Source organism: Mesorhizobium sp. M0306 (assembly GCF_040321655.1).
Classification (GTDB): domain Bacteria; phylum Pseudomonadota; class Alphaproteobacteria; order Rhizobiales; family Rhizobiaceae; genus Mesorhizobium.
In genome coordinates this window covers 63,857-87,281 of the sequence record NZ_JAMYRY010000007.1, presented here as the reverse complement: position 1 = coordinate 87,281, position 23,425 = coordinate 63,857, and the positions used below count along the sequence as shown (strand labels likewise).

General features: G+C 61.9%; 27 protein-coding genes. 10 read left to right on the top strand and 17 right to left on the bottom strand.

All coding sequences use genetic code 11. The features are described 5' to 3' along the window. Positions 1–16 precede the first annotated feature (16 nt). Complete coding sequence (locus tag NKI95_RS13145; protein ID WP_352717199.1) at positions 17–634, top strand: alpha-ketoglutarate-dependent dioxygenase AlkB family protein; 618 nt, start codon at positions 17–19, stop codon at positions 632–634. Here NKI95_RS13145 and NKI95_RS13140 read toward each other — a convergent pair. From NKI95_RS13140 to hisB, 14 genes are all read right to left on the bottom strand, one after another. Further along, a complete protein-coding gene (locus NKI95_RS13140; RefSeq protein ID WP_352717198.1) occupies positions 597–2,210 on the bottom strand; it encodes a hypothetical protein in 1,614 nt (537 codons plus the stop codon). The two genes, NKI95_RS13145 and NKI95_RS13140, sit on opposite strands and share 38 nt — an antisense overlap. Before the next feature lie 91 nt (positions 2,211–2,301). Next, positions 2,302–3,876: a hypothetical protein gene (locus NKI95_RS13135; RefSeq protein ID WP_352717197.1), complete on the bottom strand. Its 1,575-nt coding sequence runs from the start codon at positions 3,874–3,876 to the stop codon at positions 2,302–2,304. Next, a complete protein-coding gene (locus tag NKI95_RS13130) occupies positions 3,866–4,261 on the bottom strand; it encodes a GtrA family protein (protein WP_352717196.1) in 396 nt (131 codons plus the stop codon). Before NKI95_RS13130 ends, NKI95_RS13135 begins: the two co-directional genes overlap by 11 nt. Positions 4,262–4,268: 7 nt before the next feature. Beyond that, positions 4,269–5,039: a class I SAM-dependent methyltransferase gene (locus tag NKI95_RS13125; RefSeq protein ID WP_352717195.1), complete on the bottom strand. Its 771-nt coding sequence runs from the start codon at positions 5,037–5,039 to the stop codon at positions 4,269–4,271. Next, entirely contained in the window at positions 5,039–6,046 is a 1,008-nt protein-coding gene (locus NKI95_RS13120) for a glycosyltransferase family 2 protein (RefSeq protein ID WP_352717194.1), read from the bottom strand. Before NKI95_RS13120 ends, NKI95_RS13125 begins: the two co-directional genes overlap by 1 nt. A gap of 76 nt (positions 6,047–6,122) precedes the next feature. Further along, on the bottom strand, positions 6,123–7,082 hold the full coding sequence (gene coaA, locus NKI95_RS13115) for a type I pantothenate kinase (protein WP_352717192.1): 960 nt from the start codon (positions 7,080–7,082) through the stop codon (positions 6,123–6,125). Between the two features lie 18 nt (positions 7,083–7,100). Next, complete coding sequence (locus tag NKI95_RS13110) at positions 7,101–7,427, bottom strand: phosphoribosyl-ATP diphosphatase (RefSeq protein WP_292660336.1); 327 nt, start codon at positions 7,425–7,427, stop codon at positions 7,101–7,103. 36 nt (positions 7,428–7,463) lie between these two features. Beyond that, positions 7,464–8,258, bottom strand: a complete 795-nt coding sequence (gene hisF / locus NKI95_RS13105) for an imidazole glycerol phosphate synthase subunit HisF (protein ID WP_352717369.1) — start codon at positions 8,256–8,258, stop codon at positions 7,464–7,466. Then, entirely contained in the window at positions 8,255–9,091 is an 837-nt protein-coding gene (locus tag NKI95_RS13100; protein WP_352717191.1) for an arginase family protein, read from the bottom strand. Before NKI95_RS13100 ends, hisF begins: the two co-directional genes overlap by 4 nt. Further along, complete coding sequence (gene hisA, locus NKI95_RS13095; RefSeq protein ID WP_352717189.1) at positions 9,088–9,837, bottom strand: 1-(5-phosphoribosyl)-5-[(5-phosphoribosylamino)methylideneamino]imidazole-4-carboxamide isomerase; 750 nt, start codon at positions 9,835–9,837, stop codon at positions 9,088–9,090. The genes NKI95_RS13100 and hisA overlap by 4 nt, the downstream gene beginning before the upstream one ends. 2 nt (positions 9,838–9,839) lie before the next feature. After that, complete coding sequence (locus NKI95_RS13090) at positions 9,840–10,130, bottom strand: DUF1330 domain-containing protein (RefSeq protein ID WP_352717187.1); 291 nt, start codon at positions 10,128–10,130, stop codon at positions 9,840–9,842. A gap of 3 nt (positions 10,131–10,133) precedes the next feature. After that, entirely contained in the window at positions 10,134–10,784 is a 651-nt protein-coding gene (gene hisH / locus NKI95_RS13085; RefSeq protein ID WP_352717185.1) for an imidazole glycerol phosphate synthase subunit HisH, read from the bottom strand. A gap of 1 nt (position 10,785) precedes the next feature. After that, positions 10,786–11,259, bottom strand: coding sequence for a DUF2628 domain-containing protein (locus NKI95_RS13080; RefSeq protein WP_352717184.1), 474 nt, complete (start codon positions 11,257–11,259; stop codon positions 10,786–10,788). A gap of 4 nt (positions 11,260–11,263) precedes the next feature. Then, the gene (gene hisB / locus NKI95_RS13075) at positions 11,264–11,863 is read right to left on the bottom strand and encodes an imidazoleglycerol-phosphate dehydratase HisB (RefSeq protein ID WP_352717183.1); all 600 of its coding nucleotides are present in this window, start codon (positions 11,861–11,863) and stop codon (positions 11,264–11,266) included. A gap of 225 nt (positions 11,864–12,088) precedes the next feature. Here hisB and hslV point away from each other — a divergent pair, with 225 nt between their 5' ends. From hslV to NKI95_RS13050, 5 genes are all read left to right on the top strand, one after another. Continuing rightward, positions 12,089–12,640: an ATP-dependent protease subunit HslV gene (gene hslV / locus NKI95_RS13070; protein WP_292660356.1), complete on the top strand. Its 552-nt coding sequence runs from the start codon at positions 12,089–12,091 to the stop codon at positions 12,638–12,640. After that, entirely contained in the window at positions 12,630–13,172 is a 543-nt protein-coding gene (locus NKI95_RS13065; protein WP_352717181.1) for a GNAT family N-acetyltransferase, read from the top strand. Before hslV ends, NKI95_RS13065 begins: the two co-directional genes overlap by 11 nt. A 4-nt stretch (positions 13,173–13,176) precedes the next feature. Next, positions 13,177–13,773, top strand: a complete 597-nt coding sequence (locus tag NKI95_RS13060; protein ID WP_254815925.1) for a DUF2585 domain-containing protein — start codon at positions 13,177–13,179, stop codon at positions 13,771–13,773. Positions 13,774–13,777: 4 nt separating this feature from the next. Next, the gene (hslU, locus tag NKI95_RS13055) at positions 13,778–15,091 is read left to right on the top strand and encodes an ATP-dependent protease ATPase subunit HslU (protein WP_352464697.1); all 1,314 of its coding nucleotides are present in this window, start codon (positions 13,778–13,780) and stop codon (positions 15,089–15,091) included. A gap of 183 nt (positions 15,092–15,274) precedes the next feature. Then, positions 15,275–16,234, top strand: coding sequence for a DUF1402 family protein (locus NKI95_RS13050; RefSeq protein WP_352717180.1), 960 nt, complete (start codon positions 15,275–15,277; stop codon positions 16,232–16,234). A gap of 34 nt (positions 16,235–16,268) precedes the next feature. Here the strand turns inward: NKI95_RS13050 and NKI95_RS13045 are convergent, their stop codons facing one another. From NKI95_RS13045 to NKI95_RS13035, 3 genes are read right to left on the bottom strand one after another with little or no spacing between them, the layout of a single operon-like run. Next, on the bottom strand, positions 16,269–17,498 hold the full coding sequence (locus tag NKI95_RS13045) for an NAD(P)/FAD-dependent oxidoreductase (protein ID WP_352717367.1): 1,230 nt from the start codon (positions 17,496–17,498) through the stop codon (positions 16,269–16,271). A 2-nt stretch (positions 17,499–17,500) separates the two neighbouring features. Beyond that, positions 17,501–17,815: a MocE family 2Fe-2S type ferredoxin gene (locus NKI95_RS13040; RefSeq protein WP_352464700.1), complete on the bottom strand. Its 315-nt coding sequence runs from the start codon at positions 17,813–17,815 to the stop codon at positions 17,501–17,503. A gap of 41 nt (positions 17,816–17,856) precedes the next feature. Continuing rightward, positions 17,857–18,987 carry a fatty acid desaturase family protein gene (locus NKI95_RS13035; RefSeq protein WP_352717365.1) on the bottom strand — a complete coding sequence of 377 codons (1,131 nt, stop codon included), beginning with the start codon at positions 18,985–18,987 and terminating at the stop codon, positions 17,857–17,859. A 135-nt stretch (positions 18,988–19,122) separates the two neighbouring features. Here NKI95_RS13035 and NKI95_RS13030 point away from each other — a divergent pair, with 135 nt between their 5' ends. The 4 genes from NKI95_RS13030 to NKI95_RS13015 all read left to right on the top strand — a co-directional run bounded on the left by NKI95_RS13030 (position 19,123) and on the right by NKI95_RS13015 (position 23,367). After that, positions 19,123–20,154: a LacI family DNA-binding transcriptional regulator gene (locus NKI95_RS13030; protein ID WP_352717178.1), complete on the top strand. Its 1,032-nt coding sequence runs from the start codon at positions 19,123–19,125 to the stop codon at positions 20,152–20,154. Positions 20,155–20,464: 310 nt separating this feature from the next. Next, the gene (locus NKI95_RS13025; RefSeq protein ID WP_352451673.1) at positions 20,465–21,406 is read left to right on the top strand and encodes a sugar ABC transporter substrate-binding protein; all 942 of its coding nucleotides are present in this window, start codon (positions 20,465–20,467) and stop codon (positions 21,404–21,406) included. A 114-nt stretch (positions 21,407–21,520) separates the two neighbouring features. Further along, positions 21,521–22,597 (top strand): ABC transporter permease, encoded by a 1,077-nt coding sequence (locus NKI95_RS13020; RefSeq protein WP_352717176.1) that lies wholly within the window; start codon positions 21,521–21,523, stop codon positions 22,595–22,597. A gap of 2 nt (positions 22,598–22,599) precedes the next feature. Further along, positions 22,600–23,367, top strand: a complete 768-nt coding sequence (locus NKI95_RS13015) for an ATP-binding cassette domain-containing protein (protein WP_352717175.1) — start codon at positions 22,600–22,602, stop codon at positions 23,365–23,367. Positions 23,368–23,425: the final 58 nt, after the last annotated feature.

Here is a 23,425-nt window from a genome sequence, read left to right as displayed (position 1 = left end):
CGGATCAAGCGACGCGATGCTCGTACTGCCCAAAGGCGTCCGCCATATGCCCGGCTACCTGTCGCGCGCCATGCAGGAAGTGCTGGTGGAAGATATCAGGGAGGTCGTGCAAGAGGCCCCGCTGTTCGTGCCGGCGATGCCACGTACCGGCAAGGAGATGAGCGTGCGCATGACCAATTGCGGCCCGCTGGGCTGGGTCACCGACAGGGAGCACGGCTACCGCTATCAGCCGACCCATCCGGTGACCGGAAGGCCTTGGCCGCTGATCCCGGAGATACTGCTCGAACTGTGGCGGGACGTATCCGGCTATGCGCACCCGCCGGAGGCCTGCCTGGTCAATTTCTATTCGCAGGATGCCAAGATGGGTCTTCACCAGGATCGCGACGAGAGCGATTTCTCCGCGCCTGTCGTCTCGGTCTCGCTCGGCGACGATTGCCTGTTCCGGGTCGGCCAGAACACGCGCGACGGCGCCACCAAATCGTTCAGGTTGAAAAGCGGCGACGTCGTCGTGCTTGGCGGCGAAGGGCGGCTCTGCTTTCACGGCGTCGACCGCATCTACCCGTCGACATCGGCATTGCTCAGGAGTGGCGGCCGCATCAATCTGACACTGCGACGGGTGACGATGCCGAAATAGGCTGTTCGGGTGGCCGGTGACCCGGGCGGACATAATCGTCGCGCAGATAGATGCGCTCGGTCTCGTCCTCGACGAGAATGCGGTAGTGCGCCAGGTGGGCGTCAAAGCCAAAACGCCCCATCAGTTGGCTTGTCCACATTGTGTTGTTTTTCTTGAAGACGACGACATCCGGACGCAGACGCGCGAATTCTTCGCGTTTGCTTTCGACGTAACGCGCCATGATGGCCTGGTAACGCGTGGCTTCGGCGGTGTCACCCGAGAGGGCTGCCTGCCGGGACAGGGAAAGTGCGAACGCTCCAAGCCAATCGCTGACGTGGGTCGAAACGAACTGCCCATCGATCATACGGTTCAACGGATGTCCCGAGGAAATATCCGAACTGACCAACGCTACGGTCGGCCGATCGGTGGCGGCGCGAATGGTGGCAATCAGCGCTGGCCCTGGTTTCTGGGTGCTCCAGTACGGCAAGAAAGCGATTGCCACCGCCGCCAGTGCCCATGCTCGCGAAGGAGCCGTCACGAACGCCAACAGCTTCGACGGCTGCTGCACGATCCTGGGCACCGCCAGCAGGCAGAAAATGGCTGCCACGGCGCAAAAGATCGCGGGATAGGCATGATAAGACCAGCCTTTCGCTTGGTAGAATAGGGGAAACATGCCGGCGATCGATGCCGCCAACGCTACCGCCGCCAGCTCTGGAAACCGCCTGGCAGGCCACAGCCACCAGATCAGGAAGACAAGGAAACACCACGAGAAACCGTAGCCGATCACAATCGGCCAAAAGATGCCGATCTTTCCATAAACATCCGCCAAGAGGGGATAGACGTCACGCAGGAATTCCGGATGGATCAGCGTGACCGTGCTGAGATAGACAATGCAGATGCCGGCAATGACCCAGTGTTCCAGGGCGAAGATCGATTTCAGACTGCGCCGGCGCACTGCAACGACCAGCGCCGGCGCCAACACCATGATCGCATAGTAGGGCTTGACCAGCAGCAAAATGCTGCCCGACAGGCCGGCGAGTACGGCAAGCCCCGGGCCTGGTTGGGCAGCTGCATCTCTGCGGGCACGCCACGCATGGAGCGCAAGCAGCGGCATGAAAAGCGCCATGCCGATATGCTCCCGCTCGCTGAAGGCATTGCCGGGGAAGACCACCAACATTGCGCAAAACGCTGGCCCCAGTGCAAACAATGATGCAGTTTCGGTGAAACCCGCGCGCTTGACGATCACTCCCGAGAGCGAAAGTCCGACGAGCACGGCAAGGTAAGTCCAGGCCTCAACCAGGATTTCCGGGGCCGTGCCCAGCATTCTGGCCGCAGCCACTGGTGGCAGATAGAGCCAGACGCTGAATGGAGGATTGGTCTCATAGATTTGCGAGTAAAGCCGCTCACCGGACAGCATACGCTCGCAGACCGTGATCAGCCAGCTGGTATCGGGAACAGTCCCCCAACGCCGCTGCCAGACGATCGAGAAGACGGTGACTGCGGCAATGGCCAGGACATTGCGGCTAGGAAGCAGCGACGCTGCGATATCCCGGCCGCGCCAGCGGCTCAAGCCGCCAATGTCGTTCGAGACGCTCATGAAGTTGCACCGAGGCTCTCGAGATCGAGCCATATGTCGTCCAGAGGAGCGATTGGATCCAGCCGTGTCATGGTTTTCCGGGGGCTTCTGCTCAATCGGTTTGGAGCGGCGCGGGCGCAGTGTAACGAAGATAGACAGTAATTTCCGGCTCGGCGTGCAGCAGACGATAGTCGGCCAAAGCGGCAGCGATCCGCTTGTCCTGCAGCATCAGGGCAGTCCACGCCCGCGAGCCTGACAGCACGATATCGGGCTTCTTCGCTGATACCTCCGCGGCGTATTCGCCGATCACCCGATCGCGGATGCTTTCAAGTTCCCGTCTCCGTTCGAGATCGCTGGTGACGCGGGCGAGCGTGTCCGCGTTGGAGACCGTCCAGGCGCTCGGATGGCGTGATATGAACCTGCCGCCGACCAGCCTGGCGAGGGGATGGGCAACCTGCATCTGGTCGGCAATCGACATGATGGTCGGGGTTTCGACCGTCGAGCGGATCGCGGCGACAGACCGGGCGATCGGGCCGTCGTCCGCCGTCAGCGCCGCGTACTGTGCCCTGACCGCTATTTGCAGCACCAGCACGCAACCGAAGATCAGGGCGGCCTTACGAACGAAGCCTGCACTGCGGAATGTGCCGAACCGCACAAGCTGGATGCCAAATGCAAGTGCTGCAACAACGACCATCGGCAGGGCGTGATTGGGCCAACCCTTGCCCATGATGATGAAGGCCGGAATGAACCCCAGTGCGGTCAGAAGCGGAATCCTGACGTCCCAGCTCGTCTGTCTCAGGCCGCCGGCCACAAGCACGGTGGCGGCGGCCAGAAGCAGCACCACTTTCGGCCAGTTTGCCAGCATATCGGCGGCAGAGGCCCTCAACGGAAGATAGACCTCCCTGACCAAGGGCAGGACGTCGCTGACGTAAGCGCGGTCGAAGAGCGCGATGGACGCGACATAGGCGGCCACGATCGCAGCGCCAAGCACGTTCTCCACGACGAAGAGCGGTTTCAGCGACCGCCTTTCAACCGCAAGACAGAGTGACGGCAACATGAAGGCCAGCGCAAAATAGGGCGGCTTGACCATGACCCCGACCGCCGCGCCGAGGCCCGCGACCATGTGCTCCAGGGGCGAGCCCGCGCTGAAATCCGGGGTCCGCTGACGTGTGCATTGCAACGCCACCCAGGGCAAAATGGCAATCATCGCGAAGTGCTCGCGTTGGCCGAATTGATCCGGCATGAAACAGAGGATCGAAAACAGGGCCGCCGCTGCCGCCCACAGCGCATGGGGCTGCCGGTAAACCGGTTCATCGCGCGCGAAAATGCGGACGGAAATGAAAAGACTGGCCAGGCTCAGGCAAACGATGCCAAGCGTCAGCCAGAATTCCGCACGTATGCCGGTGAGCTTTTCCAGGAGCATGAACGGCATGTAGAGCCAGATCGAGAACGGTGGGTTGGTCTCCATGATGTCCGTGTTGAGCCGCTCTCCGCCAAGCAGGCGGTCACAGACGACCAGAAGCCATGACACGTCGACATTGGTCGGAATTGCAACGGTAAATAGCCAGACGGCGTATGTGACGACCAGGCAGGCCAGCAGCAACGGAGCACCCGCTACACCCGCAAACGGCGAGAAACGGTTGGCGCCGGGCAGCAGTTCACTGAGGGATCGCGCGCTAGAGACCACGAAACACCCACCGCCCGAGGACGACATAGTTGATGACCGGCACGGCAATGCAGGTGAGCAGGATCGGGATTGCGGCCGGGACGCCGAGCATCTGGGTCAAAAGGCCCGGCAGGGCGATCGCGACGGCGAGACCGGAAGCGGTGAGCAGGAGGAAGCGGGGCAATTCCATCGCGTGGCTGCCGCCCGAGGTAAAGGTGAAATATTTATGCCCGGTGTAGGAGAACAGCGCGGCGACGGCGTAGGCCGCAAACGATGTGAGCGCCGCCGGCAGGGCCGCCGTTGCCTGTCCACGCGACAGTAGGAAAGCACAAACGGCATAGATCAGCGTCGACGCGATGCCAATTAGCGCAAAGCGCGATAGTCGACGATACGAGCCGCTGCCCATTACGCGGTCAAGCAGCCAATTTCTCGTCGAGGCGACCGGTTTCGACGGCGTCGTCCTTGCGGAATACCGCCAGCAGCGAAACACCGAAGGGCAGGCTTGCATTTGGTATGATGCGGCCTTCCGCCGAAAACACTGCCTTCATCGCCGCATTCAGTGGTTTCGGCGGCGTTGCATGGCCGGCTGGCAAGGCCGACGTGCGCAACCTGTCCACCAGCCGTGCCAGTGCCGCTACAGGAAAGAGTGCGGCATTTGTGTAGCTCAGCCGGTCGATCCTGAAGCCAGCCCTTTCAATTCGTTCACGCAGCAGATTGCGCGAATAGCGCCGCATATGATGCAGCCCCACATCATGCGTGCTCCACAACCATTGGTGTGCGGGCACCGTGAGGACGACGCTGCCGCCCGGTTTCAGCATTTGGCGGATCGCGGCAAGCGATGCCTCGTCTTCGGCGACATGTTCCAGCACGTCGAACAGGCAAACCAGGTCGCAGCTTTGCGGCGCGACAGGAATGTTGTCCGGCAGATATCCGGCAAGGAAGTCGCGGCCGGTCTTTTCCCAGGCAATCCTGCGCGCGAGATCGCTCATCTCGACTGCCGTCACGGCGCCGAACTGCTCCAGCATCCTGATGTTGCCGCCGGTGCCGGCGCCGATCTCGACGATGCGCGCCTTTTCGGGCAGGTCGATGCTGCGAATGACCGCCTCTGCGATGGCGCGACGCCCGCAGAACCACCAATGCTCGTCTTCGGTGGCGGCCATCTGTCGGTAGGCGTCGAGCTCCATCAGCTCATTCCCTCATATTTGCGGCGCACAATGTAGATCGGACGCTGCTTGATCTCGGCGTAGACCCTGCCGAGGTACTGTCCGATGATGCCGATGCCGAGTAACTGGATGCCGCCAAGGAAAAGAACACTGACCAGCAGCGAGGCGTAGCCGGGAACATCAACGCCAAAGATCATTGTCTTGGCGACGATCAGCAGGCCGTAGAGGAACGACAGTGCGGAAATCGTTGCGCCGACATAGGTCCAGATTTCAAGCGGAGCGGTGGAGAAGCTGGTAATGCCTTCGAGCGCGAAGTTCCACAGCTTCCAGCCGGAGAATTTCGACTGGCCGGCGATGCGCTGATCGCGGACATATTCGATGCTTGCGGTGCGGAACCCGACCCAGGCGAACAGGCCCTTCATGAAACGACGGCGTTCGGGCAAAGACCGCAGCGCCTGGATGACCTGACGGTCGATCAAACGGAAGTCGCCGACATCGTGCGGGATCTTCTGCTGCGCGATCCAGTTGTGAACGCGGTAGAACATCGAGGCGGAGCGCTGCTTGAGAAAACTGTCGCTCGACCGGTTGGCTCGCTTGGCCAGAACGACCTCGAAACCCTCGCGCCACTTTTCCACAAGCAGCGGAATGACATGCGGCGGATCCTGCATATCGACATCCATCGGAATCGCTGCATCGGCATCGCAGCTGTCGAGCCCCGCGGTCATCGCGGCTTCCTTGCCGAAATTGCGCGAAAGGTCGATTATGTGGATGCGTGGATCGGTTTGTTGAGCTTCGATCAGCTTTTCGAGCGTCGTATCGCTGCTGCCGTCGTTGACGAAGATGAACTCGAGGGCAACGCCTTTGTCCTTCAGCGGAGCAGTGCTTTCACACACGGCCTTCAGGAATGGAGCAATTGCGCCTTCCTCATTGTGGACCGGCACGATCAGGGCAATCGTTGCGGCGCCGCTGCCCGGATGTGCCGCGCGGCCAGCTGCCGGCCGATCAATATTTAGGAATGGCGCATTCATTGTTTGCCGAGCCCGCAGATCAAGCCCGACAATAGGAAGACTGGGTTAAGATGACTTTAAGGAATGCCTCAGGATTTCAAAGTTTTCGGAGCGCCACTTCCTCGACCAGATGGTTGGCGCCCTTGCGCAGGATGAGATCGGCTCGGGCGCGGGTCGGCAATATATTCTCGCGCAAATTCTTCAGATTGATGTTGGTCCACAGGCCCTCGGCGATGGCGCGGGCCGCATCCTCGGAAAGTTGCGAATAGCGATGGAAGAAGGAAGCCGGGTCGCGGAAGGCGGTTTCGCGCAGCCGCATGAAGCGGGCGATATACCAGTGATGGATCAGCGCCTCCTCGGCATCGATATAGATGGCGAAGTCGAAGAAATCCGACAGGAAAGGCACGATCTTGCCGTCCTTCGGCAACTTGCCCGGCTGCAGGACATTGATGCCTTCGAAAATCAGGATGTCCGGCCGGTCAATGGTCTGGAACTCGCCCGGAATGACGTCATAGGTCAGGTGCGAATAGACTGGCGCGCGGACGTTACGCTGCGCCGATTTGATGCCGGACAGGAAGCGCAGCAGCGCGCCGACGTCGTAGCTGTCGGGAAAGCCCTTGCGCTCCATCAGATTGTTGCGGCGCAGGACTTCGTTCGGCAGCAGGAAACCGTCGGTGGTGACCAGGTCGACCTTGGGACTCGACGGCCAGCGCGCCAGCAGCTCCTTTAGGACGCGCGCCGTGGTCGATTTGCCGACCGCCACGGAACCGGCAATGCCGATGATGAACGGTGTCTTGGCCACGTCCAGCGCGTTGAAGAAGACCTGGCGTTGCCTGAACAAGAGTTGACTGGCTTCGACATGAGCCGACAACAGCCGCGACATCGAAAGGTAAATGCGCTCGACCTCGTGGAGATCGACCGGATCGTTCAGCGACCGCAGACGATGGATCTCGTCTGCGGTCAGCGTCATCGGCGTATCGGCGCGGAACCGCGACCATTGCTCGGCCGAGAAGAAACGATAGGGTGAATACTTCTCGGTAGGAGCGAGCTGGTCCATCGAGTTCCTCCGCAGCGATCAGCCCCGGTCCAGCCGAGACGCCTTTTCGGCGATGCCCGAACGACCGGTGCGGCGTTCAAGCTCGTTGAGCACATCGCTCAGCGGAATGCCCGCTACGCCAAGAACGACAAGCCAATGATAAATGAGATCGGCGCTTTCCGAAACAAGCGCGGCCCTATCGGCGCTGACGGCTGCGATCACCGTTTCGACCGCCTCTTCGCCGAGTTTCTGCGCTGCCTTGCTCATGCCGCGCTGAAAGAGCTTGGCCGTCCACGAATCCGGATCGCCGGAGCGTGCGCGTTCGCCAATGATCTTCTCCAGATCGGAGAGTGAGAACTCAGTCATGACGGCGTTTACAGCCTCTTCTTAGCCGGAAAGGCTCTAGGACCGATTACCCGGCGAGTCCAGCCGCATCGGCAGTCCGGCCTGAGCCATATGCAGCTTGGCCTCGGCGATGCTGTAGGTGCCGAAATGGAAGATCGACGCCGCCAGCACCGCGCCGGCATGGCCATCGCGAATGCCTTCGACCAGGTGGTCGAGCGTGCCGACGCCGCCGGAAGCGATAACCGGCACGCGTACGGCGTCGGCGACCGCGCGGGTTAGGGCTATGTCGTAGCCGGCCTTGGTGCCGTCGCGGTCCATCGATGTCAGCAGGATCTCGCCGGAGCCGAGATCGACCACTCGCCGAGCGAACTCGACGGCATCGATGCCGGTCTTCTCGCGGCCGCCATGGGTGAATATCTCCCAGCGATCAGCCTCGCTCGCAGCGGACACTTTCTTGGCATCGATGGCGACGACGATGCACTGGTTGCCGAATTTGTCGGCAGCCTCGGCGACAAAATCTGGGGTCTTCACCGCCGCCGTATTGATCGACACCTTGTCGGCGCCGGCCAAAAGCAGCTTCCTGATGTCGGCGACCTGACGGACGCCACCGCCAACGGTCAGCGGCATGAAACATTGTTCGGCGGTGCGGGCGATGACATCGAAAATGGTCTCGCGGTTTTCCGACGAGGCGGTGATGTCGAGAAAGCAGAGCTCGTCGGCGCCGGCCGCATCATAGGCTTTTGCCGCTTCGACGGGATCGCCGGCATCGACCAGATCGACGAAATTGACGCCCTTGACGACGCGGCCGTTCTTGACGTCGAGACAGGGGATGACGCGGGCTTTCAGCATCAGATCCTCTCGATCTCCGCAAGAAAATCGACAAGCAGCTGGCCGACGACGGGCGGAACCTCGGCCTGGGAATCAACAGCCGGGTCGTAGGCCGAGAGCGTCACGCCGACGATCGGGATTGACCTGGCCAGTCCGCAGGCAAGCTGCCGTAGCTGTTCCGGGCTCGGGCCGCCCGGATGCGCGTAGCGGTTCACCTGCAACACATCCGGATCGAGGACATCCAGGTCCAGATGCAGATGTGCTTGGACGGCCCCTGCCGCTGTGAGCTTTCCGACTCTATCGAGTGCACCGGCACATTCGGTGCGCACGATCGGCAAAGTTTCCAGCAGGCGCTTTTCGTCGGGATCGAGGTCGCGGGCATCGACCAGCATGCAGCGCGCCGGGTCTATCGGCCGGAACCCCGGAATCGCTGCCGCCATCGGACGCCAGCAGAGCCCGAGCGTCGCCGCCAGCGCCATGCCGTCGAGAAAGCCGTAGGCGGACGTCTCCGGCGTGTTGAGATCGCCATGCTGGTCGATCCAGATGATCGAATCCGCAACTTCGCCGGCGACCGCACCGGCGGCGGTCAGGCAATTTCCAGCAAGGATAATGGGGAAGCGTCCTCCATCGCGGGCGAGGTTAACCTTGGTCGCGACGGCGTTGCAGACGGCGAAGCCGGTTGCAATTTCGCGCCCCTGCTCGTCTCCGACCTTGCCGATATCTTCGACGGCGACGTCATGGCCAGCCACGGTCAGGGCTTCGACGACCCCACCGCCGATGATGGCGGCCGGCCCCTGGCCACACCCTTCATGATAGCGCCCACTGTCATAGGGGGCGAGGATAATCGAGACTTTCATGATGACGCCCCTGCCATCGGCTTGCCGCGCAGGATCGCCAGTGCCTCGGCCGGATCGATGCGGCCGTCGTAGAGCGCGCGGCCGGAGATCGCGCCTTCGAGCTTCTGCGCATCGGGCATGGTCATGCGCACGATGTCGGCGATCGAGGCGAGCCCGCCCGAGGCGATGATCGGGATCGAAACCGCCTCGGCGAGATCGATGGTGGCGTCCCAGTTGATGCCTGCCAGCACACCGTCGCGATCGATGTCGGTGTAGATGATGGCAGCAACGCCGGCGCCTTCGAATTTCCTCGCCAGTTCGATGACGCCGAGGCTCGATGCCTCGGCCCAGCCTTCGACCGCGACCTTGCCGCCCTTGGCGTCGATGCCGACGGCGATCTTGCCCGGGAACGCCTTGCACGCCTGCCTGACCAGATCCGGATCGCGCACCGCCACGGTGCCAAGAATGACGCGGGCCAGCCCACGGTCGAGCCAGTCCTCGATTTGCGCCAGAGTGCGGATGCCGCCGCCGAGCTGCACCGGATTGTTCGTCGCCGTGAGGATGGCGCCGACCGCAGCGCTGTTGACGCTCTGGCCCTTGAAGGCGCCGTTGAGGTCGACGACGTGCAGCCATTCGAAGCCCTGCTCTTCGAAGGCGCGCGCCTGAGCCGCGGGATCGTCATTGTAGATCGTCGCGGTCGCCATGTCGCCATGCCTGAGGCGCACGCATTTGCCGTCCTTGAGGTCTATCGCCGGAAACAAAAACACCTTCAGGCGCCTTCGACGATGACAAAGTGGCCGGTCGAGCCGGCGAGCCTGTATTTCAAGGCCTCCTGGTATTCAGGCGAGCCGTAGCATTCCATCGCCTTTTCATAGGATTCGAATTCCACCAGCACGTGACGATTGCCTGTCGGTCCTTCCGGGCTGGTATACCGCCCGGCGCGCACCGGGAACTTCGCGCCGTATTTCGCGAAAGCCGCGGCATTGGCCTCGATGTACTGCTTGTAGATCTCAGGATCGTGGACATCGACCATTGCCATCCAATAGCCCTTCTTGCTCATGGTTCAGGGCCTCCAGCCTAGGAAATTGGTGATCAGCGCCAAGCCAAGCGCCTGGCTCTTCTCGGGGTGGAATTGCGTTCCGGCGAGATTGTCGCGGGCGACAGCGGCCGTTACCGGGCCGCCATAGTCGGCAACCGCCAGCACCTCATCCTCCTTCCGTGCGTCGAGATGGTAGGAATGAACGAAATAGGCGTGCAGTCCCTTGCCGCCCGTTGCAATGCCGGAAAACAGCGGATGCTTGCGCTTCAGGTCAATCGTGTTCCAGCCGATCTGCGGGATCTTCAGTGTCGGATCGGCCGGCGTGATTTCTTTGACGTCGCCTGCGATCCAGCCAAAGCCCTTTGTGACGGTCTTTTCCAGGCCTCGCTCCGACATCAGCTGCATGCCGACGCAGATGCCGAGGAACGGCCGAGCCTTGGCGATCGCCACATCCTCCACCGCTTCCCACATGCCGGCGACCGCACGCAGTCCAGCGGCGCAATCGGCATAGGCACCGACGCCCGGCAGGACGATGCGGTCGGCGGTCCTGACCCGCTCGGCATCGGCGGTGAGTTCGATCGCGGCGGCAATGCCGGCTTCATGCGCGGCACGCTCGAAGGCCTTGGTGGCCGAGCGCAGATTGCCCGACCCGTAGTCGATGATCGCGACCCTCATCTCAGGGCTTTCCCGGAATATGGTTCAGCCCCAGCGCCATGCCCATCTGCGCCGGCCGGGCAAGTGCTGCGTCCGGCACGATGCGTTGCACCGGCGGTTGTTCATCCGACTGGGCTTCGGCTTCCAATGCATAGCGGACGTCGGCGTCGTCGAGCCTGTCGGCCTCGACCACGCCCCATTCATGCCAGCCGCGACGGCGCAGGGCAGCGATCCGCAAGCCCTGCCCTTCCAGTCCGATAAAGAGCATGACAAGCAGGGATAAAAGCGAGCCGGTTGTTTCGAGGCCCAGCCTTTCGCCCAGCATCGAGAGCAGGCCCATGGCGACAAAGCCCAATGCCGCCTCGACCCACAGCCGGTGCCACGCCAGCCACAGCGGCGGCACCAGGAAGCCGAGCCAGGCAAAGCCGTCACGGATAAAGGTAGTGTCCACGCTTTCGCTGCGGCCTGGCGGCTCCATCACGATATAGATGGCCATGACGCTATCCTTTCAGGGATCCCTTGGTGGAGGGAACCGCATCCGGCTGGCGCGGGTCGCGCTCAAGTGCCGAACGCAACGCACGCGCCACGGCCTTGAAGCAGGTCTCGGCGATGTGGTGGTTGTTGGCGCCGTAATGATTGGTGACATGCAGCGTGATGCCGGCATTCTGCGCCAGCGCGTGGAAGAATTCGCGCACCAGCTCGGTGTCGAACGTACCGATCTTCGGCGACGAGAATGAAACATTCCAGACCAGAAAAGGCCGGCCGGAGACATCGATTGCCGCCCGCGTCAGCGTTTCGTCCATGGCGAGATCGATCGAGGCGTAGCGCATGATGCCGCGCCGCTCGCCCAATGCCTTGGCCAGCGCCTGGCCGAGCGCGATGCCCGTATCCTCGACCGTGTGGTGGTCGTCTATGTGCAGGTCGCCCTTGGCCTTCACGGTCATGTCGATCAGCGAATGGCGCGACAACTGGTCCAGCATATGGTCGAAGAAGCCGACGCCCGTCGAAATGTCGGATTTGCCCGAGCCGTCGACCTGGACCGACACGGAGATGTCGGTTTCCTTGGTCTTGCGGCTTATCTCGGCGGAACGGGGCGCCATGACCTCATCCTTGTCTCAGATTTGCATGATTCAGGCGTTCACATGCCTGAAAACGAAAGCCTTCTAGCAGCATGGTCCGGCGATTGCCAGTTACCGCTGCGGAGCACAGTCCGGCCCGGCGGATGGCCGGTTTGCAATCGTCCGGCCTATGCATACATATGGCCGATCAAGTCACTCGTAACGCGCCGATCGCCTTGATGGGATCGGTGCTTATCGGAGCGGAAAATGTCGAATGAACTGACCATGCATGCCACGACCATCCTGACCGTGCGCAAGGGCGGCAAAGTGGTGATCGCCGGCGACGGCCAGGTCAGCCTCGGCCAGACCATCATGAAAGGCAACGCCAAGAAGGTGCGCCGCATCGGCAAGGGCGGCAACGTCATCGCTGGTTTCGCCGGCGCCACCGCCGACGCCTTCACTCTGCTCGAGCGGCTCGAAGCCAAGCTCGAACAATATCCCGACCAGCTGACACGCGCCTGCGTGGAGCTCGCCAAGGACTGGCGCACCGACCGCTATTTGCGGCGGCTGGAAGCGATGATGCTGGTGGCCGACAAGTCGGTGTCGTTGGCACTGACCGGCACCGGCGACGTGCTGGAGCCCGAATTTGGCGTCATGGCCATCGGCTCGGGCGGCAATTACGCGCTGGCAGCGGCACGCGCCTTGATGGATAGCGACAAGGGCGCAGAGGAGATCGCCCGCAAGGCGATGCAGATCGCATCAGACATTTGCGTCTACACCAACAACAGCTTCGTCGTCGAAACCCTCGATGCCGCCTGAGCGGAGCCTCCGCTATGGTTTTCGGCCGGTGACCCAGAGGGACCTGCCGATGATCGCCGGCTGGCTTGCCGAGCCGCATGTCGCCGAATGGTGGAACGATCCAGAGACCGAGATCGCGGAGATCCGCGAACATATCGACAGCATTTCGGTCGAGCCGCTGATTGTCGAGCTCGACGGCAAACCCATCGGCTATCTGCAGAGCTACGATCCACATCTGGAGGATGGCCATCCCTATAGCGACCAGCCGTTCGGCACGCTCGGCATCGATCTGTCGATCGGCGTGCCGGAGCTTGTCGGGATCGGCCATGGCTCGGCGATCGTCCGGCAGTTCGTCGAGCAGCTTTTCGAGGAAGGGGCGCCGCGCGTCATCATCGATCCGGACCCAGCCAATGCACGGGCTATCCGAGCCTATGAAAAGGCCGGTTTCAGGGCTATCGATCGCAGGAAGTCGGAATATGGCGATGCCGTGCTGATGGCGATTGATGCCCCAGAGGGTGATGCCGAACAGGGTGACACAGAAGAGGGGCAATAGCAGCATGAGCGTTTCCAGCGACAAAACCGTCTCGGCCTACGAAGACAGCTGGCGAATGGGGCTTCTGCTGGTTCTCGGCCTGGTCATCTTCCAGGCCGGGGTCCTCTACGGCATGGGGCGGACGCCGATTTGTACCTGCGGCTACGTCAAGCTGTGGCACGGCATCGTGCAGAGCTCCGAGAATTCCCAGCATATTTCCGACTGGTACAGCTTCTCGCACATCATTCACGGCTTCCTTTTCTATGCGCTGGCGTGGTTTCTTTTCCCGCGCTCGCCGATCGGGCTCAGGCTGGCCTTTGCGGTGGTGATAGAGGGCGGCTGGGAGCTGCTCGAGAACAGCCCTTTCATCATCGATCGCTATCGCGCCGGCACGATCTCGCTCGACTATTATGGCGACAGCATCATCAATTCGGTGTCGGACACGCTGGCAATGGTGCTGGGGTTTGTCATGGCGCGAAGGCTTCCTATATGGGTGATCGTAACCCTCGCCCTCATCTTCGAATTCGGTGTCGGCTATCTCATCCGGGACAATCTGACACTCAACGTGATCATGCTGCTGCATCCGTTCGAGTCCATTCGGCAGTGGCAAAGTGGAATTTAGTGACATGAGCACCTTCTCTCCCCGCGAAATCGTTTCGGAACTCGACCGCTTCATCATCGGCCAGAAAGACGCCAAGCGTGCCGTGGCGATTGCCTTGCGCAACCGCTGGCGCCGCCAGCAGCTCGAGGGCCAGATGCGCGAAGAGGTGATGCCGAAGAACATCCTGATGATCGGCCCGACCGGTGTCGGCAAGACCGAGATATCGCGCCGCCTGGCACGCCTTGCCGGTGCGCCTTTCGTCAAGGTCGAAGCCACCAAGTTTACGGAGGTCGGCTATGTCGGCCGCGATGTCGAGCAGATCATCCGCGATCTGGTCGAGATCGCCATCGGGCTGGTGCGCGAGAAGATGCGCGAGGACGTCAAGGCGCGAGCCCACATCAACGCCGAGGAACGGGTGCTCGAAGCCCTCGTCGGCAAGACGGCAAGCCCGGCCACCCGCGACAGTTTCCGCAAGAAGCTGCGCGACGGCGAGCTCGACAACAAGGAGATCGAGATCGAAGTGGCCGATACCGGCAATGGCGGCATGCCCGGCTTCGAGATCCCCGGCATGCCGGGCGCCAATATCGGCGTGCTCAATATCAACGACATGCTGTCGAAGGCGATGGGTGGCAAGAAGACCAAGTTGCGCAAGACGACGGTCAAGGAGTCCTACGGGCTGTTGATCGGCGACGAGTCCGACAAGCTGCTCGATCAGGACGAAGTGGTGCGCAGGGCACTCGAATCGACCGAGAACGACGGCATCGTCTTTCTTGACGAGATCGACAAAATCGCCTCGCGCGAAGGCGGCATCGGTGCCGGCGTTTCGCGTGAAGGCGTGCAGCGCGACCTGCTGCCGCTGGTCGAAGGCACCACGGTTGCGACCAAATACGGACCGGTGAAGACCGACCACATCCTGTTCATCGCCTCGGGCGCGTTCCACGTCGCCAAGCCCTCCGACCTGCTGCCGGAATTGCAGGGCCGCCTGCCGATCCGCGTCGAGCTGCGGGCGCTGGAGAAGGACGATTTCGTCCGCATCCTCACAGAGACCGAAGCCAGCCTGATCAAGCAGTATATCGCGCTGATGAAGACCGAAGGCGTCGACTTGGTCTTCACCGACGACGCGATCGATTCGTTGGCCGGCATCGCCGTGGACCTCAACGCAAGCGTCGAGAACATTGGCGCCAGGCGGCTGCAGACGGTGATGGAACGGGTGCTTGACGACATCTCCTATGACGCGCCGGACCGTAACGGCACCTCGGTGACCATCGATGCCGCCTATGTCGAGAAGCATGTCGGCGACCTCTCCAGAAACACGGACTTGTCGCGTTTCATCCTGTAGGAGACGCTTCATTCTCGAAGAGGCCGGGGAATTGCTCCCGGTCTCCGCCTAATTCGGCCCGGCATTCCCGATGTGTGGCCAAATGGAAGCATCCGGCAAGCTTTCGTCCCGTCCGGTGCAGGCGTCTCTCGACTCCCGGTGGAGCATTACCTAGTTTGCCGGCGATTATTTGGGCGGCGGCGCATGAAAAAACTGATCCTCGTCATTTTGGGGCTGACGCTGGCGGCAGCCATGTTCGCCGCGCAAGCGGCAACGATGGTGCCGCCGGGCAACCGCAACACCGAGCAACCCGACATACCGGGCGCATCGAGCCGGCGCACCCAGGCGACCAACACCACGTTCCAGGCGAAATACCGAAAAGTCTTTGCGCTGCTCCAGAACGATGCCGAACTGCGCGGCAAGATCAAGCAGGCAGCCGCGGCCTATGGCATCGACCCAATGCATATCGTTGGAGCCGTCGTCGGCGAGCATACTTATAATGTCGATGCCTATGACCGGCTGCAGACCTATTACGTGAAGGCGATCTCGTACCTGTCGAGCAAGCTCTCCTTTGCCTATGATGGCGAGGACATCACCGATTTCGTGCAACGGCCGCAATTTGCGAAATGCGCAGGGAAGTCCGACAGCTACGATCTGTGGGAGTGCCGCGAACAGGTGTGGAACCGGTCGTTCCGCGGCAAAACCGTCAACGGCGAGAGCTTTCCCAACGACCGCTTCGGCGCCACTTTCTTCCAGCCTTATTATGCCGGCCAGACCTTTGGCCTTGGCCAGCTCAATCCGCTGACGGCACTGCAGATGAGCGACCTCGTGCACAAGGTTTCCGGCCTGCCGGAGCTCGACGTCGGCGACCCGAACGCGGTCTACAAGACAATCATGGACCCTGACCTGACACTGCCTTATGTCGCGGCGACGATCAGGAAGTCGATCGACGCCTATGAAAGCATTGCCGGCTTCGACATCTCAGGCAATCCCGGCATCACGTCGACGCTCTACAATGTCGGCAACCCCGAACAGCGTGCCTATGCGCTGAAGGCCGAGAACGACAAGCGCCGCGCTGCGGGCGAGCCGGAAAAGCTGCCGGAGGAAAATTACTATGGCTGGCTGGTCAACGACAAGCTGCCGGAGCTGAAGGCGCTGTTTTAGCCGAACGCGTTCGGCCAACTATCCACGCGGCGGATCAAGCCGCCAGCAGCGACTTTAACTTCACGGTCTGCGAGCCCAGCGCTTCCGGCGCCGGCTTTGCCTGCTTTGCAATCAGCATCTCGGCCAGCCTTACGTCGCGCGCGATCGCGTTGCCGGGGCCAATGCCGCTTGCCGCAACCAGCCTGCCGTCCTCGGCGAGGTGGAACAGGATGAAGGCGCCGTCGCCGAGATCGCGGCGCACAATGCTGCGGCCTTCGTCCGACAGGCCGGCGATCTGCAAGGTCAGGCCGTACTGATCCGACCAGAACCACGGCACCGCCGCATGGGCCTCGCCGGCGCCAAGCATGTTTTTTGCGGCGAGCGCGCCCTGCTCCTGCGCATTGCGCCAAGCTTCGAGCCGCACGCGCCGGCCACCATAGAAGGCGAGCGGAAACGAGCAGCAATCGCCGGCGGCAAAGATGTCCGGGTCGCTGGTGCGAAGCTCGGCGTCGACGGCGATACCATTGTCGATCGTCAGCCCTGCTTCCGCGGCAAGTCCGGTCACCGGCACGGCGCCGATGCCGATCACGGCAAGATCGGCGACAATGTCGTGTCCACCGGCAAGCGTGATGCGCACTTCGGCGCCGTCATCGGCAATGGCGGCGATGCCCTCGCCGCACAGGATTTTGACGCCTTCGGCTTCATGCGCCTGATGGATGATCTCGGCGATCTCGGCCGGCACGCCGCGCATCAGAATGCGCGGCTGCGCCTCGATAACTGTGACCGCCGCACCCAGTCTGCGTGCCGCCACGGCAAGCTCAAGCCCGATGAAGCCGCCGCCAATGATGGCGATGCGATTTCCGGCGCTGAGATGGGCGCGAATGGCCAGCGCGTCGTTGAAGGTCCGGAGGTAGACGCAGCGCCCGCCAAGGCCCGGCATCGGCAGCTTGCGCGGCACCGAACCGGTCGCCAGCAGGAGCTTCTCGTAGGCCAGGACGGAACCGTCCGAGAGGCGCACGACATGCGCCGCGCGGTCGATCGCCACCGCCTGGACCGAATGGATATGCCTGATCGATCTTTCGGCCAGGACCGCCTCGCTGGCGATCGCCTTGAGCAGGGGCGAGTCGGCGACCATCGCGTCTTTCGACAGCGGTGGCCGCTCATAGGGCAGATGCGGCTCGTCGCCGACCAGCGTCACCGGGCCATCATAGCCGAGCTCGCGCAGCGCAAGGGCGGCGCGCCCGCCGCATTCGCCGGCGCCGATGATGACCATTCCCTTCGTCATCATCAACCGATCCGGACAAGGACTTTGCCGGCGTCGACTTTGACCGGATAGGTTCTTAGATCGACGCAGACCGGCGCGCCCCTGGCAGCCCCAGTCTTGTAATTGAAGCGGCCATTATGCTTCGGGCATTCGATGATATCGTCCATCACCAGCCCGTCCGCCAGATGCACCTTCTCATGCGTGCAAAGCCCGTCGGTGGCGAAATACTCGTCGTCGGGGCTGCGGTAGACGGCGAAGGTGCGGCCGCCATGGTCGAAGCGCATCACGTCCTCTTCGTCGATGTCCCCGGCGTCACAGGCCTCGACCCAGTCGCTCATTTACGCCTCCCCCAATTCTTGGCGCCCTCGGCATGGGCTTGTCATTCGGCAGCCACAGCAGCGGCAGCGTTATCCCTGTGGAAGTCCTCGCGATAGGGCCTCGCCGTCGGCGGCAGTTCGCGCTTGATGAAATAATCCTCATTGCGCAGCTGGCGCAGGAAAGCCGGTATCATCTCGCGGTAGCCGGCCAGGATGGACGGCGTCGGCGCCGGCAGATCGTGCTTGATCAGTTCATGCAGCCTGGGCAGCGCATGATAGGGCACCATGGGAAACATGTGATGTTCGACGTGGTAGTTCATGTTCCAGTAGATGAAGCGGCTTATCGGGTTCATGTAGACGGTGCGGCTGTTGAGCCGGTGATCGGTGACGTTTTCGGCCAGGCCGCCATGCTGCAGCAGGCCGACCATGACATGATGCCAGGCACCGTAAAGCCTGGGCAGACCGACCAGCATCAGCGGCAGGAACGAGCCCGTGTAGAGCGCCAGCGCAATGGTCGCGGCATAGATTGTCGTCCAGATGCGGGCAATGCGGATTGCCTTCGGCTGCTCCTGGTCGGGAATGAATGTTCCTTCGGCCGGGCTGATGATGCCGGCTGCATTGCGCAGCATGTCGCTCATCGCATGCCAGGCATCGAGAATACCGACGAAGTTGAGAACGACGCGCAGCAGATCGGGCGGCCGCATGACCGAGATCTCCGGATCGCGGCCGACGATGATGGTATCAGTGTGATGGCGCGTGTGGCTCCAGCGCCAGGTCACCGGGTTGCGCATGATCATGAAGCAGGCGACCTGATAGACCACGTCGTTCATCCACTGCGTCCTGAAAGCGGTGCCGTGGCCGCATTCGTGCCAGCGTGAATCGGTGGAGGAACCGTAGAGGACGCCGTAGACGAAGAAGAACGGCACACACCACCAACTGCCCCAGAACCAGACGGCGCCGGCGCCGCTCAGGACTAAGGCGCCGAGCCAGATGATGGTATCGCGGATTGCCGGGCCGTCGGAGCGCTGCATCAGCTCCTTCATCTGCTTGCGCGGCACGTCGGTGTGATACCACTCGGCCGCCGCCAGCCCGCTCTCGACGGCGAGCTTCGCGTCGCGGCCGATCAGGCTGTAGTCGCGTCGGGACGCTGCTGCGGAGCTCGTATTCCCGGTTCGGAGTCCAATATCCACCATGGCGGAGGCCTCGATCATATTCGGTCAGCGTTCAAAATAACGCCGAGCCCTGATAGGCTCAATATCACAAAGATAGTTTCTATCATTTTCCATCAGAATGGTGTAAAAGGAGCCGGACAGTAGAGCGAGGCAGCGATGGCGAAACGGCCGACGATCACCGACCTGGCACGCATTTCGGGGGTCAGCGTTGCCACCGTCGACCGGGTGCTGAACAACCGCTTGCCAGTGCGCGAGGAAACCGCACGCCGCGTCTATGAAGCGGCGACCAGCATCGGCTATCACGCAGCCGGATTGATCAAGCAGCGGATGCGCCATGAATTGCCCGAATACCGGCTCGGGTTCCTGCTGTTGAGGCGGGAGGACGTCTTCTACAGTGAATTTGCCCGCGAGCTTGAACTGGCGGTATCGCAGTCGCCGCGCTTTCGCGGCGTGGCCACCATCGACTTCGCCGCTTCGCTGGCGCCGGACGAGATCGTCGAGCGGATGCGCAAGCTGGCCGCCAAATCCAGGGCCGTCGCCCTGGTCGGGCCTGATCACCCGACGCTGACGGTCGCCGTCGAGGCTCTCAAAGCCAATGGTGTACCGGTGTTCTCCCTGCTTTCCGACTTTGCGTCCGGTATTCGCGAGGGCTATGTCGGCCTCGACAATCGCAAGGTCGGCCGCACCGCTGCCTGGATGATCTCGAAGGCTGCGAAGAGACCTGGCAAGGTTGCCCTCTTCGTCGGCAGCCATCGCTTCCATGGCCATGAGCTTCGCGAGATCGGTTTTCGCTCCTTCTTTCGCGAGCAGGCGCCGGAATTCACTCTCCTCGAGACGTTGGTCAATCTGGAAGCGAACCAGATCACGCATGATGCAATGATCGAGCTTCTGGCCGGCCACCCCGATCTCGCCGGTTGCTATGTCGCCGGTGGCGGCATGGAAGGCGCGATCTCGGCGCTGAGAGAGGCAAAGCCGGCTGAGATGCCGGCGGTCGTCTGCAACGAGATCACGCCCGACTCCCGCGCGGCGCTGGCAGACAATTTCCTGACGATGGTGATCTCAACGCCACTGGCAGCGCTTTGCCGCGAGCTTGTCGGGCTGATGGCGCATGCCATCGAGACCGGCGCTGCGAATGCGCCGGGCCAGACCTTTCTGCCCTTCGACATTTATCTGCCGGAAAACATCTGACGTCGCGGTCATCGGCGGCAGACATGATGTAATCTATCAGAACGCTTTCAGGCCTGGCTTGCGTTAGCGTCCGTCTAGAAGCGCTCGAAATGCCGAAAATCCATTCCTCATAGCGAAATCTCGCTTGACGCCCACGCGAAATGGAATAAATATTTCACCAACTGAGCATTTTGGTTCTTTCGTTCCGGAAGATCTGTTTCAGGCAAATGCCTTCCGGAACTGAAAATGGCAATCGGGAGAGAATTCCCTGCGAGATCGGGGATTCCGGGTAGATCGGTGCAGCCGGACACCAATGTGGAGGAGAAATAAAATGAAAAAACTGCTTTTGGGCGTCGCGTTCGCGGCGCTGATGAGTTCGTCCGCCTTTGCTGCCAAGATCGGCGTGTCGATGGCGTTGTTCGACGACAATTTTCTCACCGTGCTGCGCAACGGCATGATTGAGCAGGCCAAGGGCATGGACGGCGTCGAGCTGCAGGTGGAGGATGCGCAGAACGACGTCGCCAAGCAACTCGACCAGATCAAGAACTTCGCCGCCTCGGGCGTCGACGCCATCATCGTCAACCCGGTCGACACCTCGGCCACCCAGGCGATGTCGGACGCAGCCGCCGCTGCCAAGATTCCACTGGTCTATGTCAATCGCGAGCCGGTCAACGTCGACACGCTGCCCGAAAACCAGGCGTTCGTCGCCTCGAACGAAGCCGATTCCGGCACGCTTGAGACCAAGGAGGTCTGCCGCCTGTTCAAGGAGGCCGGCAAGACTGAAGCCAACGTCTATGTGATCATGGGCGAGCTGTCGAACCAGGCAGCGGTGCAGCGCACCAAGGACATTGACGACGTGATCGCCACGCCGGAGTGCAGCTTCATCAAGATCATCGACAAGCAGACGTCGAACTGGAAGCGCGAAGAAGCGCAGAATCTGATGACCAATTGGCTGTCGACCGGCAAGCCGTTCGACGGCGTCATCGCCAATAATGACGAAAGCGCCATCGGCGCCATCCAGGCGATGAAGGCCGCCAACATCGACATGAAGTCGGTTGTCGTCGGCGGCGTCGATGCTACCCAGGACGCGCTTGCGGCGATGCAGGCGGGCGACCTCGATGCGACGGTATTCCAGGACGCAGCCGGCCAGGGCGCCGGCGCGCTTGACGCAGCGCTCAAGCTGGCGAAGGGCGAGAAGGTCGAGCACAAGGTCTACATCCCGTTCCAGCTGGTCACGCCTGCGAATATCGACAAGTTCCTGAAGAAGAACTGAGGCGGACCTTTCCGATACGGAGCGGCGCGCCAAAGTAAGACAGCGCCGCTCCGCTTTTTCCCTCTCGGCCTGAACAGCGCCGAGTGGAGACCGTGGCTGACGGAGGAAGCACGATTGGCACAGACATCTCACGGCGTCGGCGGGCTCAGCTTTGATGCGAAGCGGCGCGCATGGCCAGCCGAATTCAACGTCTTCCTGGCGCTCGTCATCCTCGTCGGCGCTTTCGAGCTGATCGGCCGGGTTTTCCTGGGCGACAGCTTCCTGTTCAATACCCGCGACAATATCGATGCGATCTTCAACGAAGCGCGCCTGCAGATCATCATCCTGCAGGTGTCGATCGTCGGCATCATCGCCATCGGCGTGACGCAGGTGATCATTACCGGCGGCATCGATCTGTCCTCCGGTTCGATTGTCGGCGCCACGGCGATGATAGCCATGAGCTTCGCCCAGGTGGCGACGGTCAACGGCAACCCGAACCCCAAGGCAATGTTCATCGCCCAGGGCTGGACCGACCTGCCGGTGATCGTGCCGGTGCTGGTCGCGATCGGCTGCGGTCTGCTGGCCGGTCTGGTCAACGGTGCATTGATCGCCTACACGCGCATTCCGCCGTTCATCGCCACGCTCGGCATGATGGTCACCGCGCGCGGCATCGCCAAATGGTGGTCGAAGGGGCAGCCGATCTCGTTTCCGACTGAGAGTTTCGCCGCCATCGGCAAGGGGCTGATGCCGGTCATCATTTTCATATCACTCGCGGTGCTGTTCCAGCTGATCCTGAGCTACACCAAATATGGCAAGCACTGCTATGCAATCGGCTCCAATGAGGACGCCGCGCGCATGTCCGGCATCAACATCGCCAACCACAAGATCCTCGTCTACGTCATTGCCGGCGTCCTCGCCGCGCTCGCCGCCGTGGTGCTGAGCTCGAAAAATCTCACCGCCCAGGCCGGCATGGGTGTAATGTACGAGCTCGACGCGATCGCCATGGCAGTTATCGGCGGCGTGTCGCTGTCGGGCGGTCGCGGCTCGATTATCGGGACAGTGATCGGCTCGCTGATCTTCGGCGTCATCATCTCCGGCTTCACCTTTCTGCGCCTCGACGCCTATTATCAGGAGATGGTCAAGGGCGTTATCATCGTCGGCGCAGTCGTACTCGACCAGTGGCGCCAACGCCTGCGGGCAATGAGGGCTTGATCATGTCGGACGTCGTGCTGAAAACCGAAAACCTGACCAAGTATTATGGCGGCGTCCATGCGCTGGAGGGTGCCAATTTCGAGCTGCGCAAGGGCGAGCACGTCGCCATCATGGGCGACAATGGCGCCGGCAAATCGACCTTCGTGCGCCAGATTACCGGCGTCGAGCAGCGCACCAACGGCAAGATGTGGTTCGACGGCAAGGAAGTGAATTTCGCCGGCCCCATCGAAGCCCGCGAGGCGGGCATCGAGACGGTGTTCCAGAACCTGGCGCTCGCCGACGATCTCGACGTGCCGTCGAACCTGTTCCTCGGCCGCGAGCGGGTGCTGTTCAATCTCGGGCCCTTCTCGATCCTCGATCGCAAGTTCATGCGCAAGGCGACCGAGGCAGCCTTGGTCCGCACCGCCGTCAAGATCCCCAATCTTTCCAACACCATTCGCCACATGTCGGGCGGCCAGCGCCAGTGCGTAGCGATCGCCAGAACCGCGACCTTTGCCTCCAAGCTCATCATCATGGACGAGCCGACGGCGGCACTCGGCGTGCAGGAGACGATGCAGGTCGAAAACATCATACGCACGCTGAAGGAGAATGGCGAACCGCTGATCCTGATCTCTCACAACATGCGCCAGGTCTTCGACCTGGTCGACCGTATCGTCGTTTTCCGGCGCGGCCGCATCGTCGCCAATTTGCGCAAGCAGGACACCGACGGCAACGATATCGTCTCCTACATCACCGGCGCCAAGACCGGGCAGGCGGAACTTGCGGCCTAAGGGCCAACGCCGAGCCACAGGCGCTGACGCCTTCCCTTCCAAACCGTCCTCAAAGGAA